This is a genomic window from Pseudomonas sp. PA-7-1E (genome assembly GCF_021605325.1).
Classification (GTDB): Bacteria; Pseudomonadota; Gammaproteobacteria; order Pseudomonadales; family Pseudomonadaceae; genus Aquipseudomonas; species Aquipseudomonas fluorescens_BV.
The window spans coordinates 115,755-133,492 of record NZ_WKFA01000006.1 but is presented as its reverse complement, the minus strand read 5'-3'; the positions used below and the strand labels follow the sequence as shown (position 1 = coordinate 133,492).

16 protein-coding genes are annotated in these 17,738 nt (G+C 61.5%); 5 read left to right on the top strand and 11 right to left on the bottom strand.

The window, feature by feature from the left end:
- Positions 1-97 precede the first annotated feature (97 nt).
- Genes GIW79_RS06175 through GIW79_RS06165 form a run of 3 tightly spaced genes read left to right on the top strand, consistent with a single transcriptional unit; the run spans position 98 to position 3,671 of the window.
- Positions 98-1,999 carry a sensor histidine kinase gene (locus tag GIW79_RS06175; protein WP_054897713.1) on the top strand — a complete coding sequence of 634 codons (1,902 nt, stop codon included), beginning with the start codon at positions 98-100 and terminating at the stop codon, positions 1,997-1,999.
- Positions 1,996-3,333: a sigma-54-dependent transcriptional regulator gene (locus GIW79_RS06170; RefSeq protein ID WP_034126459.1), complete on the top strand. Its 1,338-nt coding sequence runs from the start codon at positions 1,996-1,998 to the stop codon at positions 3,331-3,333. Before GIW79_RS06175 ends, GIW79_RS06170 begins: the two co-directional genes overlap by 4 nt.
- On the top strand, positions 3,333-3,671 hold the full coding sequence (locus GIW79_RS06165) for a GlpM family protein (protein ID WP_014717129.1): 339 nt from the start codon (positions 3,333-3,335) through the stop codon (positions 3,669-3,671). The genes GIW79_RS06170 and GIW79_RS06165 overlap by 1 nt, the downstream gene beginning before the upstream one ends.
- A 139-nt stretch (positions 3,672-3,810) precedes the next feature.
- Here GIW79_RS06165 and GIW79_RS06160 read toward each other — a convergent pair whose 3' ends face one another.
- The 6 genes from GIW79_RS06160 to GIW79_RS06135 all read right to left on the bottom strand — a co-directional run bounded on the left by GIW79_RS06160 (position 3,811) and on the right by GIW79_RS06135 (position 11,202).
- The gene (locus GIW79_RS06160) at positions 3,811-5,208 is read right to left on the bottom strand and encodes a sigma-54-dependent transcriptional regulator (protein ID WP_034126458.1); all 1,398 of its coding nucleotides are present in this window, start codon (positions 5,206-5,208) and stop codon (positions 3,811-3,813) included.
- Positions 5,198-6,976: a sensor histidine kinase gene (locus GIW79_RS06155; protein ID WP_057976061.1), complete on the bottom strand. Its 1,779-nt coding sequence runs from the start codon at positions 6,974-6,976 to the stop codon at positions 5,198-5,200. Before GIW79_RS06155 ends, GIW79_RS06160 begins: the two co-directional genes overlap by 11 nt.
- Positions 6,976-8,100 carry a GNAT family N-acetyltransferase gene (locus GIW79_RS06150; protein WP_054897710.1) on the bottom strand — a complete coding sequence of 375 codons (1,125 nt, stop codon included), beginning with the start codon at positions 8,098-8,100 and terminating at the stop codon, positions 6,976-6,978. Before GIW79_RS06150 ends, GIW79_RS06155 begins: the two co-directional genes overlap by 1 nt.
- A gap of 165 nt (positions 8,101-8,265) precedes the next feature.
- Complete coding sequence (locus GIW79_RS06145) at positions 8,266-9,114, bottom strand: alpha/beta hydrolase (protein ID WP_054897709.1); 849 nt, start codon at positions 9,112-9,114, stop codon at positions 8,266-8,268.
- Positions 9,111-10,505: an aspartate aminotransferase family protein gene (locus GIW79_RS06140; RefSeq protein WP_034126455.1), complete on the bottom strand. Its 1,395-nt coding sequence runs from the start codon at positions 10,503-10,505 to the stop codon at positions 9,111-9,113. Before GIW79_RS06140 ends, GIW79_RS06145 begins: the two co-directional genes overlap by 4 nt.
- The gene (locus GIW79_RS06135) at positions 10,498-11,202 is read right to left on the bottom strand and encodes an MtnX-like HAD-IB family phosphatase (RefSeq protein ID WP_054897708.1); all 705 of its coding nucleotides are present in this window, start codon (positions 11,200-11,202) and stop codon (positions 10,498-10,500) included. The genes GIW79_RS06140 and GIW79_RS06135 overlap by 8 nt, the downstream gene beginning before the upstream one ends.
- 241 nt (positions 11,203-11,443) lie before the next feature.
- On the opposite strand from GIW79_RS06135, the gene GIW79_RS06130 reads away from it, so the two are divergent.
- Positions 11,444-12,214 (top strand): MipA/OmpV family protein, encoded by a 771-nt coding sequence (locus GIW79_RS06130; RefSeq protein ID WP_034126453.1) that lies wholly within the window; start codon positions 11,444-11,446, stop codon positions 12,212-12,214.
- Between the two features lie 133 nt (positions 12,215-12,347).
- Here GIW79_RS06130 and GIW79_RS06125 read toward each other — a convergent pair whose 3' ends face one another.
- The 5 genes from GIW79_RS06125 to GIW79_RS06105 form a co-directional block, all read right to left on the bottom strand.
- Positions 12,348-12,752 (bottom strand): transporter, encoded by a 405-nt coding sequence (locus GIW79_RS06125; RefSeq protein WP_054917752.1) that lies wholly within the window; start codon positions 12,750-12,752, stop codon positions 12,348-12,350.
- Positions 12,749-13,129, bottom strand: a complete 381-nt coding sequence (locus GIW79_RS06120) for an EamA family transporter (protein WP_003188930.1) — start codon at positions 13,127-13,129, stop codon at positions 12,749-12,751. The genes GIW79_RS06125 and GIW79_RS06120 overlap by 4 nt, the downstream gene beginning before the upstream one ends.
- Positions 13,126-14,046: an arginase gene (locus tag GIW79_RS06115; protein WP_236453979.1), complete on the bottom strand. Its 921-nt coding sequence runs from the start codon at positions 14,044-14,046 to the stop codon at positions 13,126-13,128. Before GIW79_RS06115 ends, GIW79_RS06120 begins: the two co-directional genes overlap by 4 nt.
- An 801-nt stretch (positions 14,047-14,847) precedes the next feature.
- Entirely contained in the window at positions 14,848-15,501 is a 654-nt protein-coding gene (locus tag GIW79_RS06110) for a DsbA family oxidoreductase (RefSeq protein WP_034126450.1), read from the bottom strand.
- Positions 15,502-15,559: 58 nt separating this feature from the next.
- Positions 15,560-16,579: an alpha/beta fold hydrolase gene (locus GIW79_RS06105; protein WP_034126527.1), complete on the bottom strand. Its 1,020-nt coding sequence runs from the start codon at positions 16,577-16,579 to the stop codon at positions 15,560-15,562.
- Positions 16,580-16,761: 182 nt separating this feature from the next.
- Here GIW79_RS06105 and metR point away from each other — a divergent pair, with 182 nt between their 5' ends.
- Positions 16,762-17,679 (top strand): transcriptional regulator MetR, encoded by a 918-nt coding sequence (gene metR, locus GIW79_RS06100; RefSeq protein ID WP_054897703.1) that lies wholly within the window; start codon positions 16,762-16,764, stop codon positions 17,677-17,679.
- Positions 17,680-17,738: the final 59 nt, after the last annotated feature.

The window sequence follows — 17,738 nt, the reverse complement described above, 5'->3', positions numbered from 1 at the left end:
AACTGTTACACCGAGGCGCCTGCATCGCCGGCAAGCCCGGCTCCCACACAAGCCCGCTCTTACACTGGCGAGAAGTAGCTGACCCAAGGCATCTGTGATGAAATGCGACCCCAATCAATATCGCGCCGCGCCGCCATCACTTGCCGTGAAGCCTCGTCTGATACGCCAACTGTTCCTGCCGCCGTTGATCATCGCCCTGATGGTCGGCCTGGGTTATATCGGCTTCTGGGTCAGTGACTACTACGGCATCCGCACCCTCAGCGACAATGGCGAACGCCAGTTGGAGCTGCACGCCCGCACCGTCGAAAGCGAACTGAGCAAGTACACCTACCTGCCCAGCCTGCTGGAGCTGGAGTCCAGTGTTTCCCAACTGCTCGCCGACCCGAACCAGGAAACCCGCAAGACGGTCAACGACTACCTCGAAGGCCTGAACCGCCGCAGTCGCAGCCGCGCCATCTATGTAATGGACACCACCGGCCGTGTGCTGGCCACCAGTAACTGGCGCGATGCCGACAGTTACCAAGGTGAGGACCTGTCCTTTCGCGCCTATTTCCAGAATGCTGTACGCGGCCAGCCCGGTCGTTTCTACGGCATCGGCAGCACCAACGGCGAACCCGGCTATTACCTGGCCCACGGCCTGGAAGAGCACGGCAAGATCATCGGCGTCGCCGTGGTCAAGGTGCGCCTCGAAGCCCTTGAAGAGCGCTGGCAACGTGCGCGCCTCGAAGCTTTCGTGAGCGATGAGAACGGCATCATTATTCTTTCCAGCGACCCCGCGCGTCGCCTCAAAGCTGTACGCCCGCTGAGCGATGACACCAAGGACCGCCTGGCCCACAGCCTGCAATATTACTGGGCGACGCTCAATGAACTGCAACCCCTGGCCCGTGAGCGCCTGAACGAAGGCACCGAGAAACTGACCTTCCCGGCCAACACCGAAGTGGTCAACGACCAGCACGCCGTCAGCTACCTGGCGCAAACCCGCCCGCTGAACGACACGCCGTGGAACTTCACCCTGCTCACCCCGCTCAACGACCTGCGCCGCGCCGCGATCAACCAGGGCATCCTGGTGGCCGTCGCCTTTGGCCTGGTCGCCTTCCTGCTGATCGCCTGGAACGAACGGCGCAAGGTCATCGCCACCCGCCTCGCCGCACGGGAAGCCTTGCAGGAAGCCAACAGCCAGCTTGAGCGTCGGATTGCCGAACGCACCGCCGACCTGCGCGCCAGCAACGAACGGCTCAAGGGCCAGATTCGCGAACGACGCCAGGCCGAAGAAACCCTGCGCCACGCCCAGGACGAACTGGTGCAGGCCGGCAAACTCGCGGCCATCGGCCAGATGTCCACCAGCATCGCCCATGAACTGAATCAGCCGCTGGCAGCGCTGCGCACGCTGTCGGGCAACACCGTACGCTTCCTTGAGCGCGGCGCCCTGGACACTGCCAGCACCAACCTCAAGACCATCAACGAACTGATCGACCGCATGGGCCGCATCACCGCGAGCCTGCGCTCCTTTGCCCGGCGCGGTGACGACCAGGGCGAAGCCAGCCTCGGCAAGGCCGTGGACGCCGCGTTCCAGGTGCTCGGCGCGCGCCTGGACAGCCTGCCGTTGACCGTGCACCGTGACTTTGCCAACGCCCAATTGCAGATCGACCAGACCCGCCTGGAGCAGATCCTGGTCAACCTGATCGGTAACGCGCTCGATGCGATGCAGGCCCAAGCAGTGCCGCAACTGTGGCTGGAAGGCCAGAACGGCGATGGCAAATACCGCCTGTTGGTGCGTGATAATGGCCACGGCATCGACCCCGAGGCGCGCAAGCATTTGTTCGAACCCTTTTTTACCACCAAGCCCGGCGAACAAGGCCTGGGCTTGGGCCTGACCCTTTCCGCAAGCCTCGCGGCCGCCACAGGCGGTAGCCTTGCCGTGGAACATCCGGCCAATGGTGGTACCGCCTTTGTCCTGAACCTGCCATTGGTGGGCGCTCAACGAGCTGAGTCGACATGAATACACAAGCCCAAGACCTTACCGTCCTGATCGTCGAAGACGACCCCCATGTACTGCTCGGTTGCCAGCAAGCATTGGCGCTCGAAGACATCACTAGCGTCGGCGTGGGCAGCGCCGAAGAAGCGCTCAAGCGCATCGGCGAAAACTTTGCCGGCATCGTCATCAGCGATATCCGCCTGCCGGGCATCGATGGCCTGGAACTGCTGACCCGCCTCAAGGCCCTGGATAAAAGCCTGCCGGTGGTGTTGATCACCGGGCATGGCGATATCTCCATGGCGGTGGGCGCCATGCGTAACGGCGCCTACGACTTCATGGAGAAACCCTTCTCGCCCGAACGCCTGGTGGACGTGGCACGCCGCGCCCTGGAACAACGCGGGCTGGCGCGGGAAGTCTGGTCGCTACGCCGGCAACTGGCCGAACGCGACTCGCTGGAAGGCCGCATCATCGGCCGCTCGCCGGCCATGCAAAACCTGCGCGAACTGATTGCCAATGTCGCCGATACCTCGGCCAACGTGCTGATCGAAGGCGAGACCGGCACCGGCAAGGAACTGGTCGCGCGCTGCCTGCATGATTTCAGCCGGCGCCATACCCACCAGTTCGTCGCCCTCAACTGCGGTGGCCTGCCGGAAAACCTGTTTGAAAGCGAGATTTTCGGCCACGAGGCCAACGCCTTCACCGGCGCCGGCAAACGTCGCATCGGCAAGATCGAGCATGCCCATCAAGGCACGCTGTTCCTCGATGAAGTAGAGAGCATGCCGATCAACCTGCAGATCAAATTGCTGCGGGTGCTGCAAGAACGTACGTTGGAACGCCTGGGTTCGAACCAGAGCGTGGCGGTGGATTGCCGGGTAATCGCTGCCACCAAGTCCGACCTCGACGAGTTGAGCCGCGCCAGCCAGTTCCGCAGCGACCTGTACTACCGCCTCAACGTCGTCACCCTGGAACTGCCGCCTTTGCGCGAACGGCGCGAAGACATCCTGCAACTGTTCGAACACTTCCTGCAGCAATCGTCGCTACGCTTCGACCGGGCGGTGCCGGAGCTGGACAACCAGACCCTATCCAGCCTGATGAGCCACGACTGGCCAGGCAACGTGCGTGAGCTGCGCAACGTCGCCGAACGTTTCGCCCTCGGCCTGCCCGCCTTCAAGAAAAGCGGCGCCGGCAGCGGCAACCAAGGGGTTGCCTTTACCGAGGCGGTGGAAGCCTTTGAGCGCAACCTACTCAACGATGCCCTGCAACGCAGCGGCGGGAACCTGACCCAGGCCAGCCAGGAACTGGGGATGGCCAAGACCACCCTGTTCGACAAGGTCAAGAAATACGGGTTGAGTCACTGATGGATCTGTTCCTGAAGGCTGCACTTGGCGCCGCAGTGGTGCTGATCCTGGCGGCGCTGGCCAAGACCAGAAACTATTACATCGCAGGCTTGGTGCCGCTGTTTCCCACTTTTGCGCTGATCGCCCATTACATCGTCGGCAAAGGCCGAACGGTTGCGGACTTGAAGACCACGATCCTGTTCGGGATGTGGTCGATCATTCCGTACTTTGTGTATTTGGCGACGCTGTATGTGATGGTCGATCGGCTGCGGTTGGAGGCATCGCTGGCAGTCGCCGCCGTGGCCTGGTTGATGGCCGCGACGGTGTTGGTCAGCGTGTGGGTACGCCTGCACACCTGACGCAACACGGCAGATCGTTCCCACGCTCCCGCGTGGGAATGCAGCCAAGGACGCTCCGCGTCCACACGCGTGACGCAGAGCGTCACCAGAGGCACTCCCACGTGGAGCGTGGGAGCGATCATGAGTTACCACACTCAGATCAGCGCACGATCTTGTCGACCTGAATCCCCAGCTTCTTCAGGCGATACCAGAAGCTCCTTTCGGAAATCCCGATCCGCTGCGCCGCCGCGGCCTGCACCCCATTGCTCTCCTGCAGCGCCGCAAGAATATAGGCTTTCTCCACTTCGGCCAGCGCCGCATCCAGATCCCGCGGCACGCCTGGGCCGTCGCTGAGGATCGCGGTCACATCACCCTCGCTCGGTGTGGAAGCAAACAAATACCCGGGCAAATCAATATCCTCGATCACCGATGAAGCCGCCACGATGGTTGCGCGCTCCACGCAGTTTTGCAGCTCGCGGATATTGCCCGGCCAGTGATACGCAGCCATGGCCTGCAACGCCTCGGGGCTGAAACCGGTGATACGTTTGCCAGTGGTGGCGCTCAAAGTGTGAGCGAAGTGGCGCGCCAGGGGCGCGATGTCTTCCACGCGTTCGCGCAACGACGGCAACGGAATCGGAAAGACATTGAGGCGGTAATACAGGTCTTCGCGAAACTCCTTGGCCGCCACCGCATCCAGCAGGTTCTTGTTGGTGGCGGCAATTACTCGTACATCCACCTTGCGCTCGCGGGGGTCGCCTACCGGCTCGATAACCCTCTCCTGCAAGGCGCGCAGAATCTTGGCCTGCAACGCCAAGGGCATATCACCGACTTCATCCAGAAACAGCGTGCCCTTGTCGGCCTGCATGAAGCGCCCTACCCGGTCAGCCACGGCGCCGGTGAACGCGCCTTTGCGATGGCCGAACATTTCGCTTTCCAACAAGCCTTCAGGAATGGCTGCGCAATTGACCGCCACGAAGGGTTGGTCGGCACGGCTGCCATGCTTGTGGATGGCGCGGGCGACCATTTCCTTGCCAGTGCCGCTTTCGCCGGTCAGCAGGATAGTAGCGTTGCTGTCACGCACCGAATCCACCGCCTGGAGCACTTGGCGAAACGCCGGACTGTCGCCCACCAGGCTGTCGAACTGAGCATGCTCGTCCAGCTCGGCGCGCATGCGCGCGTTGTCGCGCATGATGTCGCGAAATTGCAGGGCCTTGGCCACGGTGATGTCCAGCTCGTCGATGTCGAACGGCTTGGCAATGTAGTCATAGGCACCGTTACGCATCGACTGCACGGCGTTTTTCACCGTGCTGTAGGCCGTCATCACGATTACCGGCAAAGTCGGATAACGCACCTTGATCTCGGCCAGCAACGCCGGCCCGTCCATGCCCGGCATGCGCCAGTCGCTGATGACCAGGTCGATGTCCTCCTCCCCCAGCACCTTGAGCGCATGCAGGCCATTGCCCGCGCTGAACACCTGGATGCCGTTCTGGCTCAAGGCCTGGGTCAGCAGATCACAGAGCTTGGGCTCGTCGTCGACCACCAATACGTTATGCGTCATGCCCGTCCTCATCTTCACCGTCGTCTTCACCGTCAGCCGGAATGTACAGGCTGAAGGTCGCGCCGGCATCTTTCTCACTGGCGCATTCGATGCTGCCGTCGTGACTTTCCATGATCGAATAGACTTTGGCCAGGCCCAGGCCTGTGCCCGAGGCCTTGGTGGTGACGAATGGCGTGAAGATGCGCTCCACCATGTCCGCCGGGATGCCTTCGCCGGTATCGGCGATGCTGATCACAGTGTTGTCGCCCACGCTGCGAATGCCCAGGGTCAGGCGCCCGCCGTCGGGCATCGCGTCGACGGCGTTGAGAATCAGGTTGAGACAGGCCTGTTTGAGCTGCTTGGCATCGGCGTAGATCGTCGCGCCAGGCGCTTGGTCGTCGATCTGCGCGTCAATGCGATGGCTACTCAGCTCCGGGCCGCAGAAACCGAGGATTTCTTCCACCAGGGCGCGTGCCGGTTGCTGCACGCGTATCGGCGGGTTGGGCTTGGCGAAATCGAGGAACTCGGTAATCAGCTCGTTGATGCGGCTGACTTCGCTGATGACATATTCCAGGTGACGCTTGTCGGTTTCCGCCAGGTCAGCGCGCCGATGCAACAGTTGGGTGGCGGTCTTGATGATGCCCAGTGGGTTGCGAATTTCGTGAGCCAGGCCCATGGCGACTTCACCCAGGGCATGCAAGCGGTCACGCCGACGCAGTTGGGCTTCCAGGTGATGCAACTCGCCCAGGCGTTCGGTCATGTGGTTGAAGGTGCTGCTCAATTGCGCCAGTTCGTCACCGCCACTGACCACCACACGGTGCGCATAACTGCCCGAGATCACCGCATCCACGCCTTGGGACAAATCGCGCAGGGGCTTGGTCAGGCGCCGCGACACCAACAACCCGGCCGCCAGCGACAGCGCCGAGCTGACCAGGAAGATCAGCACGAACAAGTTGCTCTGGTTCACCAACCCCACCAGGCTGGTATGGCGTAGCAGGCCGCTGAAGATCACGCCTTGCAACTCGCCGGCATCATTGAAAATCGGCCAATACAAACCGCTGTACTGGTTAGTGAACTGCTCGCTGGGCTGCTTGGTGCTGCGCAGGTAGGCCTCGACATTCTTGGGGATGCGTGAGGGGTGATTGGCGAAGCGCTGGGTGGAAAATATTTCGGAAAAACCGGCAGGGTTGGCCAAATACAGACGCAGGTCGAGGGAATGCACATCGGCCACGCTGGTGAGGAAACTGCTGTCCAGGTAAGTGGCGACCAGCAACAGGTAATCAACGCCGTCACGGCTGGTTTCGAAGGTGGACACCACCAGGCCCGTGCTCACGCCGGCGACTTGCACGGTTTGCAGCACCGCGTTGCTGGTGAGGTTGATCTGCCTGACGATGTCATCGGCGGCCGTGCTGAACATCACTTTACGGTCGCTGGTGCGGATCAGCGCGACCACGTCGATATCGGTGGCATCGGCAATGTCGGCGGTGAGCCGGTCATGCTTCTCGGCATTTTTGGACGACGGCGGGCTGGTATAGCGCAGGAACAGCTTGGCCATGCGCGCGTTGTCGTGAAGGATGTCGCCGATTTCGTCCTTGACGATCTTGGTCGACTCTTGCAGCCAGATACGCACGTTGCTGTCGAAAATCTGCGACAGCGTGGTGGCAGCCAGCTCAGCCGCGATCATGGTGGGAATCACGCTGACCAGCCAGAACGCCAGCACCAGCTTGCGCTGGACGCTCCAACGCGAGATGGCAAAGGGGCGGGCTTTCTGGCGGGTCTTGGTAATCATCAGGTTTCGCTTATCGCAGCAGCCATGGCAGGGTCGGAACGATCCGGTCGAATAAACAGTTTTACAAGCTTGAGCAGGCCGTTGACCAGCCGGTTACGGTGGCGGAAGAACAGGCTGTTGCCCTCGAACTCGCACCCCAGGCGCAGTTTACTGGCATACCCGGCCTGGCCGCACTCGTACACCGGAATACGGTGTTCAATACAATAGTCGACATTGGTCAACCAACTGCGGAAGTACAGGTTGTACTCGCGGCTGAACTCAAGGTCATGGCCAAAGAACTTGTCCACCAGCCGATGCTCATCCAGCAGGATAAGGTTGAACGCCACCAGGCGCTCGTCCACCCAGTACAGAACACAGACCGCCCGCTCGTGCAGGTGTTCGAGCACGCCCGTGAAGTAACCGGCGGGCAGGCGTTCGAACTGCAAGTCTGCGCGCGCGAGCGTGGCTTCATACAGGCGCATGACCTCGGGCAGCACGTCATCGATATTACGCCGCCACTCGACCCGCGGCCCTGGTGCGCGCAGTTTGCGGCGCAGGTCCTTGCGCGTGGATTTGCCCAGCGAACCCAGGTAGGCATCCACCGAGCCATAAGGCAGCGGCAACACCCCCGTGGGCAAGCTGGGCATGCTTTGAAAACCTGCGGCAAGGCAGCTCTGGGTCCAATGCGGGTCGTTGGTGGGCGCATCCTTGACCGCCAGCAAGCCGATACCGAGCGCGTCGGCATCGCTGCGCGCAGCCTCCAGTAACTGCTGCAACAGCAACGGGCGCCGGGATTCGGGCACATGGCTCGCGACACCGGCATCACAGCGTTCAGCCACCGGCGAACCGATGGCGTACAACGCCAATTGCAAAACGCCAGGCCACAGCTGCTCCAGGCGCTCGGTCAAGCGCTTGCCGGCCCCCGACACCGTGGTGTCGAGGCGATAATGGGTGACGAACGCGGCAGCCACGGCCACCAGCGTTTGATCCTCGAAGACCGCGAGGTAACGCCACTGAAAGTCATCGATCGCGGCGTTTTCCACGGCCAGGTAATAGTCCCAATCCTCCAGGGCACCGGGAAAACAGTCGTTCCAGGCATCGCGCTGGATAGCCCGGATGGTCGGGAAGGCTTGGGTGGTTATCACAGTTTTTCCTTATCAACGCCGTTCTACTGTAGGAGCGAGCTTGCTGTGGCGAGGGAGCTTGCTCCCGCTCGACTGCGCAGCAGTCGCAGGCTTTTGGGGGTGCTTCGCACCCCAGCGCAAGCAAGCTTGCTCGCCACAGCAAGCTCGCTCCTACAAGTAAACTAATCACGCCACACGATTGAGTTGCACTGCGTGCTGCTCGACAAACCTGGCACTCAACTCGATCACCCGCCGGTACTGCAAATCGACCGTGATCATGTGGTAGCAGTTGTCCAACAGGATCTTGGTCACCGGCCCGCCGAGGTGGCGCTCCACGTAATCGGCGTTCCAGCGGCTGGTGATGTCGTCCTCGATGGAGTGCAGCACCAGCGCCGGCACCTTGATCTGGGGCATGCGCTTCTTGACCACCGCGTTCATGCGGTGCAGCTCGCGCACGGTGATGCCTTCCATGGTCAGCAACCCCGCCTCGCTGCTCTCGCCTTCCTTCATCTGCCGCTCGACGATGGCCCGCAGGCGCTCGTTCTTGATGCCGTAGGGCGGCTTCTCTTCGAAGCTGCAAATGTGTACGCCGAACGGAATCTTCATCAGCAAGGGCGTGAGAAACGCCAGTTTGTTGATGCTCCAACCGTCGTACTTCAAGGTGGTGGAATACATCAGCAACCCGGCGACTTGCCCAGGATGTTCGGACGCCACATACATCGACATCACCGCGCCCATGGACAAGCCACCGACAAACACCTGCCCGTGGCGTTGCTTGACCTGTACGAAGGTCTTGCGCACGCCTTCGTACCAGTCCTGCCAGCCAGTGGCCTGCAAGTCGCTGTTGTCGCCGCAGTGCCCCGCCAGTGTGGGCACATACACCGTGCAGTTACCCACCTTGGCCAGGCCCTTCGCGACCTGGCGCAACTCGGTCGGCGTGCCGGTCAGGCCGTGGATCAACAGGATCCCGACCGGACCTTCACCGAGAACGAAACCGGCAGTGCCTTCACCGAGGTCGATCCCTTGAGCATTCACCGCTTGGTCGCTCGCACCAGCAGTTGCTCGAGCAACTTCAGGCCCAGATCGATTTCCGGGTAGCTGATTTCCAGGGACGGCGCCAGGGTGATCACGTTCTTGTAGTAACCGCCTACGTCGAGGATCAGCCCGAGTTTCTGGCCGTCTACCAGCATGTCGCCTTTCATGCCTTCTTCGACCATGTAGTCCAGGGTCGCCTTGTCCGGGGTGAAGCCATCCGGGCCGCAGATTTCGCAGCGCAACGCCAGGCCCAGGCCGTCCACATCGCCGATGATCGGGAAGCGTTTTTGCAAGTCTTGCAGGCCTTCCAGGAAGTATTTGCCCTTGGCCATGACCATGGCGCCGTAGTCGACTTCGCTGGTCATCTTGAACATTTCCAGGCCGACGGCGGTGCCCAGCGGGTTGGAGGCGAAGGTGGAGTGAGTCGAACCTGGCGGGAACACCTTCGGGTTGATCAACTCTTCACGGGCCCAGATACCGCCCAACGGGTTGAGGCCATTGGTCAGCGCCTTGCCGAACACGATCACGTCCGGCTGCACGTCGAAGTGCTCGATCGACCAGAGTTTACCGGTGCGGTAGAAGCCCATCTGGATTTCATCGGACACCATCAGGATGCCGTGCTGATCCAGGACGTGTTTGAGTTCGCGGTAGAAGTTCATCGGCGGGATCACGTAGCCGCCAGTGCCCTGGATCGGCTCGACGTAGAAGGCTGCGTATTCGCACTGGTTGGTCTTAGGGTCCCAGACGCCGTTGTATTCGGTCTCGAACAGGCGAGCAAACTGCTGCACGCAATGGCTGCCGTACTCTTCCTTGGTCATGCCCTTCGGGCCACGGAAGTGGTAAGGAAAGGGAATGAAGTTGGCGCGCTCGCCAAAGTGGCCGTAGCGACGACGATAGCGGAAGCTGGAGGTGATCGACGAGGCGCCGAGGGTGCGGCCGTGGTAACCGCCTTCGAAGGCGAACATCAGGCTTTTGCCGTTGCTGGCGTTGCGCACCACTTTCAGGGAGTCTTCGATCGACTGCGAGCCGCCGACGTTGAAGTGCACACGGCCGTCGAGGCCGAACTTGTTCTTGGCATCGACCGCGATCATTTCCGACAGCTCGATCTTGCCTTTGTGCAGGTACTGGCTGGCGATTTGCGGCAGCGTGTCGATCTGCTTTTTCAGCGCGTTGTTCAAGCGTGGGTTGGCATAGCCGAAGTTGACGGCCGAGTACCACATTTGCAGGTCGAGGTAGGCCTGGTCTTCGGTGTCCCACACATAAGAGCCTTCGCAGCGGCTGAAAATACGCGGCGGCTCGATGTAGTGAACGGTGTCGCCGTAGGAGCAGTACTTGGCTTCTTTATCCAGGAGAACCTGGTCTTCGGCGGTAGCGATACGGATATCAGACATGATGGAAGAGTTCCTGATTGTCAGAAGAGGTGTTGAAGGTGGTGGCGTTGGCGGCGAGGCCTTGTGGCAGCTTGGCCAGCAACGCCGGCACTTGCGCAAAGGTGTCGAAGCGCGCATGAGGGATCTGGTGGGCGACGCAGTAGTCGGCGAGGCTGCCCTTGGCGAACACGAAGTCGGCGGTGGAGGCCACGCACATGTCGGACTTGCCGTCGCCGATCACCAGCACGCGCTTGTTGCGCGGCGTGGATTTGCACTTGCAGTTGCCGGCAGCAGCGCGACAGGCATCGCTGGCATACGGGAAGTCGATGCGCCAGCTGTCCTGGTCAACCTGGCGCAGGCGGTTGGCGAGGATCGGCAGCAGGGTCACGTAGTTGCGCGAAAGGATGCGGGCAATGCCCTGCTCGATGCCGTCGCTGACCACTTCGATGGAAGCACCCAGGCCCATGACGTGATCGACGAAATCCGGGAAGTCCGGGTCGATCTCGACACTGTCAAAGTACGCCAGCAGTTCAGCCGGGGTGGCCTTGATCAGCGCCAGTTGGCGGCTCAGGCATTCGCGTGAACCGATATGCCCATCCAGCCATTCCTGCTCAATGGTTTCCCACTCGGGGCCGGCGAAGCGTTGGAGGACGTTGTCGATGACATCCGTGGGAGTAATGGTCCCGTCGAAGTCACACACGATATGCCAGTTGATCATCTGCCTTTCCTTTAGGTAAAGGGCCTTGGAGGAGCGCGCTGTATGCGCTTGCCAAGGGATAGAGCAGGGACTGTGCCAACTGGCGAAAACCCCGCAGGGCTGGGGGTTAGGGCGAAATGCGCGGTGATAGGTGTCGCGGGAGCTACAATTTTTGTAGCTTGCTACAAACAACATGAGTGCTTGCGCAGGCGCGTCGGTTTGCGCGTTCATGCGCGCCTGCCCACCTTCAGGAAACGTCCCCATGTCCAAGCTCGCTGCTGCTGTATTCACCGGTTTACTTGGAGGGTGGGGCCTTTGCAGCGCCGCGTGGGCAGAAGGCATCACGGGCGACGTGGGCGCGGGCCTCAGCTATCAGCCCCACGACCCCAGCGGCAGCCGCTACGAAACCCGGCCTGTGCCTTACCTGGACCTGGATTGGGGTGACGTCAGCCTGAGTACCGATGACGGCCTCACCTGGAGCGCCCTGGATACCCACGGCCTTACCGCGGGCCCCTATATCAACTACCTGCCGGGGCGTACTTCCAACGGCGAGTTGCAGGGCCTGCGCAACGTGTCGGACATGGCCGAGGTGGGCGGCTTCGTCCAATACGCCCCGGCCGATTTCTGGCGGGTCTACGCGCAATTGGGCCAGGCCGTGGGCGGCGGGCATTCCCAGAGCGGCGCCCTGGGTAAAATCGGCGGAGAACTGGGTTACCCCGTGGGTGGCGGGATTATCGGCAGCAATAGCCTGGTTGCGCATTTTGCCGATGCGCGCCAGACCAATACCTTCTTCGGCGTGGACAACAACGAAGCTGTCGCTTCAGGCTTGCGGCCCTATAAAGCGAGCGGGGGCTTCCAGAACGTGACGCTGAGCCAAAGCTTCGCCTTCCCCCTGGCGCCCCATTGGTCGCTGCTGACCAGCGCCAGCTGGGTACACTTGGTGGGGTCGGCGGCCAAGAGCAGCATCGTCAAGGAGGCTGGCCATGTGAATCAGGGCCAGGTGCAGACGGCGATCAGTTACACCTTTGACTGAATCACCTGGGAGCAAAATGTGGGAGCGGGCTTGCTCGCGAAAGCAGTGTGTCAGTCACCCGATACTTCACTGATCCACCGCATTCGCGAGCACGCCCGCTCCCACAATGGGCCTGTGTTTCATAGCTCTATCTTCAGTGTTCCTCGCCCTCAGCCAACAGTGCGATACCACCGATAATTACCACCACGCCCACCCAATGCAACGCGCTGATGTGCTCCCCCAACCCCAGCCAAGAGCCCAGCAGCACCGCCACAAACACCAGCGAACTCAGCGGAAACGCCAGGGACAAACTGCTACGCCGCAGGATCAGCATCCACACAAAAAACGCACCCAGATAGCTGGCAATCGCCGCCAGAATCCCCGGGTTGCGCGCCACGTCCGCCAGCCATTGCCAACTGAAGTCCATCGGCCCCAACTGATCGCCGGCCACCTTGGTGAACAACTGCCCGGCGCTTTCGGTGGCGATCAGCAGTGCCCATAGCACCAGGGTGCCAACACGCCCGTGCAGCCAGCCGGTATTGATTGTTTGCGTTGTCATGCCTGATTCCCCGCGATCGCTACCAACATCACACCTAAAGTAATCACCAGCGTGCCCAGCCAACGACGCCGACTGACGGTCTCCTTGAGCACCACCCTGCCTGCCAGTACCACCAGGCAATAGGCCAACGCCGCCAGCGGAAACAGCAGACTCAAGGGCGCACGGGACAGCGCTTCGAGCCACACAAAAAACTCAATCACGTAGGCGCCGACGCCGGCCCACAACAGCGGCGCATTGAACACCTGGCCCCAGAACGCACGCAGGCGAAAACCGCCATCGAGTTGCGGCAAACGGTCCACGCCCAATTTGAAACACAGCTGGCCAATCACATCGAGGACGATGGAAAACGCCAGTAACAACACCACGGTCAGGGTCACGGGAACAGTTCCTCAAACAGGTTGATCAAGGCTTCATTGGTTGCCGCATTACGCTGCAAGTCTTGCGGGCTCCAGCGCTCCGGTGGCGGCTGGTCGGACTTGGCTTCCCAGCGCTTGAACGCGTTGCTGAATGCCGGCGTAGCGAACTCACCGCAGACGTCGATGCCAATGATGCGTTTACCCGCCGCCAACGCCCGCAGGGCCTGGAGCAAATGGGTCAGGCGCATGCCGCCCTGGTCCCAGTTGGTGGCGGCGTCTTCACTGGCGAGCACATCTTTGTCGATGGTGATCCAGATCGCCTCGGTGGGCAGGCTGGCAATCATCTGGTCGAGGAAGGCGCCCCAATCCAGGTCCGCCAGGTTGCGCCAGTGCAGGAGGTTTTCCTGTTGCTGGTGGCCGGCGCCGTCCCCCACCCTGCCCCAGACCTTGGACGGCGGATGCTGCCAGGGAAACAGCTGCAAACGCCCGCGCTTGAGGGCGCCAAGGTTGCCGCCGCGCAGTTGCGGGTTATGCAGGTCATCGCTGCACGGGCCGAGGGTGACGATGCGTTGGATCGCTGGCATCTTCAGCGCCCGGTTGACCCACGAACCACAGTGCCGCTTGGGCGCAAAGCGCACCCAGTCTGGGTGGTTGTCAAAGTGAATCAGGCTGACGGGCTCTTTGAGGTCGGCCAAAAACGCTGGCGTAAGGTGGTGATAATCGCCGGAGCCGACAAACAGGATTTCCGGGCGCGCGTCACGGGGCCGTGGCCGTTGGGCCAGGCGCTCGACGAAACGCTTCCAGGTTTTTTCGGTGGACCACAAACGCAATTTCGGGCCCAGGTCCAGCAGGTCCAGGCGCGTGGCCCGACCGCTGGCCAACCGCCGGGCAATCGGTGCCTGGCCGGTGAGGCTGTGGTCAAGGTCAAGAATATTCAAGGTAAGTTTCACCCCTAATGGCAGTGCCCAACCGCAGGCCGGTTGGGCTTTAGGGGGGTAATGCAAGGGATGGGCCAGCGCTTCTCTTAATGCCGACACAGATCAAATGTGGGAGCTGGCTTGCCTGCGATGGCCTCTACACAACTTTGTGGGTTGTAACAGCAGACGCTAACCACGATGCGAAGCGAGTCGCTCTTATCTGCTCTTGATCTGCTTTTGATCTTGATCTCAGGCGCCCCGTTAAACCACGCTGGCCGAACGCAGGCTTGAATTCGTGGGTAACCCGGCAGGACGCCGGGTTAGCCGCCCCGCGCCATGGATGGCGCGTGGCGGCGGCCCACGGATTCAAGCCTGTGTTCGGGCACACCGAGCCCAAGCGAGGTGCCGAGTGGTGGGGCAAGAGCCCTTTGGTTACTTTGGGGCTCTTTTCCAAAGTGACCCGCCGTCAGGGCGGAACCCTAAGTGGCCGTTACCGCAGCAATGGATATGTACACGGTCCAACTGTGTCGCCTGCCAGGCCGCCTTCGCGAGCAAGCCCGCTCCCACAGTTTGATCGCGGGGTGACAGGTAGATAGGCGTTGGCTAGTAGGCCGTCTTCGCAGGCAAGCCAGCTCCCACATTTGGATCGTGGTGTGTCAGTTAGATCAGCGCCGGCTGTCAGTCCGTCACGGGAGCAAGCTCCCTCGCCACAGGTCCAGCGTCACACCAAAGCTGTGTAGATACCTATGCTGCGATGGCGGTGTTTCAGCCAACTCATTTGCAACTGACAGCCAGCTCCCACATTTTGCTGCATGCTCGGCCTCAGGATTTCGATTCGTTGATGATCTGGCGAATCGCGCCGACGAAGGCTTCCGCCGGTTGCCCACCGCTCACCGCATATTGGTCATTGAAGACAATGGTCGGCACCGAACTCACCCCACGAGAAACCCACAGCTGTTCCTGCTCGCGGACTTCGGCGGCGTATTCATCGCTGGCAAGAATCTCGGCGGCGCGCGCAATGTCCAGCCCTACGCTCTCGGCGATGATCGCCAGGGTCGCGTGGTCGGAAGGGTCCTGGCCATCGCTGAAATACGCCTTGAACAGCGCTTCCTTGAGGTTGTATTGCAAACCTTCCAACCCGGCCCAATGCAACAGGCGGTGCGCGTCGAAGGTGTTGTAGATACGGCTCTGGCCGTCGGTGCGGAACGCAAAGCCCAATGCGGCGCCCATGTCGCGGATACGCGCACGATTAGCCTGGGACTCTTCAGCCGTGGAGCCGTATTTTTCAGTGATGTGCTCGACGATGTTCTGACCGATGGCGGGCATGTTCGGGTTCAGTTCGAACGGCTGGAAATGAATCTCGGCCTGCACTTCGCTGCCGAGCTGGTCGAGGGCTTCGGTCAGGCCGCGCAGGCCGATGATGCACCAGGGGCAGGATACGTCGCTGACGAAATCGATTTTCAGGGGAGTACTCATGGTGGGCAACCTCGCGTGCAGTCATGCGTATACATAAAGGTTGCACGATACACCACCTTCACAGCACCTTCGAAGGCTCGCTCAAATCGATCTGCGCCCAGTGCGCGGCATCCTGGCGATGGGCTTGCAGGTAGGGCAACACCGCCGCCAGCAAGGGCGCCTTGAACGCTTCCTGAAAACGGTGGGCCAGGCCGGGAATCAATTTCAACTGGCTGCCCTGGATATGCGCGGCCAGGTGCACGCCGTGCATCACCGGCAGCAAAGGGTCGGCGGTGCCGTGGACGACCAACGCAGGCACGCGCAGTTGGTTGAGCAAGGGCACACGGCTTGGCTCGGCCAGGATTGCCATGATCTGGCGCTTCACGCCTTCGGGGTTGAAGGCGCGGTCATAGGACAGCGCCGCCTGGTGCAGCAACGCCTGGCGATCGTCCTTGATATCCGGGCTGCCCAACGCCGCGAGCAAATCCGCCTGTTGCTCCAGCGCCACCTCACGATTGGGCGCGCTGCGCCGCGAGAGCAATTGCACCAGCGCCGCGTTCGGCGCGGGCAAGCCCTCGGCGCCGGAGCTGGTCATGATCAGGGTCAGGCTTTCCACGCGCTGTGGCGCCATGGCCGCCAGGTGTTGAGCGATCATGCCGCCCATGCTCGCGCCGAGTACGTGAAATTGCTGCACCTGCAGCGCGTCCATCAAGCCCAGGGCGTCGTCGGCCATGTCGGTCAACGTATAAGGCGCAGCCACCGGCAAGCCGAGCTTGTAGCGCAGCACTTCGAAGGTCAGGTTGGCGCTCGCCGGCGCCTGCCGCCAGGTGGACAGGCCGACGTCGCGGTTGTCGTAGCGAATCACCCGAAAGCCTTGTTCGCACAGGGCCACCACCACTTCGTCCGGCCAGTGAATCAACTGCCCGCCCAGGCCCATTACCAGCAGCAACGCAGGGTCGGACGCACGGCCGATACTTTGATAGGCGATGCTCACCTGAGCCAGGTCGACCGTTTGGGTCGGGACATTGACATCACATCGAGACGCCGCAAAAGACGGCAGGCCGAACAGTAGAGCGGCCACTAAAAACAACGCACGCATGAAAAACACCAAAACGCAGAACCCCAGTAGAGCGCGAGTCTGATGAAGTTTGTTCAAGCGCGCTGCCACAGTTCGATGACAGTTTGATGAAGAGCGCCCAGTGGTCATGGTCGACACGCCCCACAACATGAGACAAAATCAAGCATTCCGTATTCGTCGCAAATTTTCTTCATGGAGCGCCTGTGCTCGAAATCCGTCACTTGAAAACCCTGCACGCCTTGCGCGAAGCCGACAGCCTGGTGGAAGCCGCCGAACGCCTGCACCTGACCCAGTCCGCCCTCTCCCATCAGTTCAAGGAACTGGAAGAGCGCCTGGGCATGCCACTGTTCGTGCGCAAGACCAAACCGGTGCGCTTCACCAGCGCCGGCCTGCGCCTGCTGCAATTGGCCGACGCCACCCTGCCGTTGTTGCGCGGTGCCGAGCGCGATATTGCGCGGCTGGCCGGGGGTACCGCTGGGCGCTTGCACATGGCGATCGAATGCCACAGTTGTTTCCAGTGGCTGATGCCGACCATCGACCAGTTCCGCGATGCCTGGCCGGAAGTCGAGCTGGACCTGGCCTCGGGCTTTGCCTTCGCGCCGCTGCCGGCCCTGGCCCGTGGCGACCTGGACCTGGTGGTGACCTCCGACCCGCTGGAACTGCCGGGTATCACCTACGTGCCGCTGTTCACCTACGAAGCCATGCTGGCGGTGGCCAACCAGCACGCGTTGGCGAACAAGTCCTACATCGTGCCGGAAGACCTGCTGACAGAAACCCTGATCACCTACCCGGTGGAACGTGACCGCCTGGACATCTTCACCCGCTTCCTGGAACCGGCCGACGTTGAACCGACCCAGGTGCGGACTTCGGAGCTGACCGTGATGATGATGCAACTGGTGGCCAGCGGCCGTGGGGTGTGCGGTATGCCCCACTGGGCGCTGCATGAATACAGCTCACGCGGGTATGTGAAAGCCAAGCGGTTGGGCGAGAAAGGTTTATTTGCCACGCTGTATGCCGGAATTCGCGCAGACATGCTGGATGCGCCGTATATGCGCGACTTTTTGCTGACAGCCAAGGACACGTCGTTTTCGACCTTGGATGGAGTTAGCGCGGTTCGCTGAGCTGGAGAGAACCTCATCGAGCCAGCAGATCGGGCTTGTGTGGGAGTCGGGCTTGCCCG

Coding starts and splice junctions, on each gene's coding strand:
- GIW79_RS06175 (WP_054897713.1), top strand. CDS start 98: ATGAAATGCGACCCCAATCAATATCGCGCCGCGCCGCCATCACTTGCC.
- GIW79_RS06170 (WP_034126459.1), top strand. CDS start 1,996: ATGAATACACAAGCCCAAGACCTTACCGTCCTGATCGTCGAAGACGAC.
- GIW79_RS06165 (WP_014717129.1), top strand. CDS start 3,333: ATGGATCTGTTCCTGAAGGCTGCACTTGGCGCCGCAGTGGTGCTGATC.
- GIW79_RS06160 (WP_034126458.1), bottom strand. CDS start 5,208: ATGACGCATAACGTATTGGTGGTCGACGACGAGCCCAAGCTCTGTGAT.
- GIW79_RS06155 (WP_057976061.1), bottom strand. CDS start 6,976: ATGATTACCAAGACCCGCCAGAAAGCCCGCCCCTTTGCCATCTCGCGT.
- GIW79_RS06140 (WP_034126455.1), bottom strand. CDS start 10,505: ATGTCTGATATCCGTATCGCTACCGCCGAAGACCAGGTTCTCCTGGAT.
- GIW79_RS06135 (WP_054897708.1), bottom strand. CDS start 11,202: ATGATCAACTGGCATATCGTGTGTGACTTCGACGGGACCATTACTCCC.
- GIW79_RS06130 (WP_034126453.1), top strand. CDS start 11,444: ATGTCCAAGCTCGCTGCTGCTGTATTCACCGGTTTACTTGGAGGGTGG.
- GIW79_RS06125 (WP_054917752.1), bottom strand. CDS start 12,752: ATGACAACGCAAACAATCAATACCGGCTGGCTGCACGGGCGTGTTGGC.
- GIW79_RS06110 (WP_034126450.1), bottom strand. CDS start 15,501: ATGAGTACTCCCCTGAAAATCGATTTCGTCAGCGACGTATCCTGCCCC.
- GIW79_RS06105 (WP_034126527.1), bottom strand. CDS start 16,579: ATGCGTGCGTTGTTTTTAGTGGCCGCTCTACTGTTCGGCCTGCCGTCT.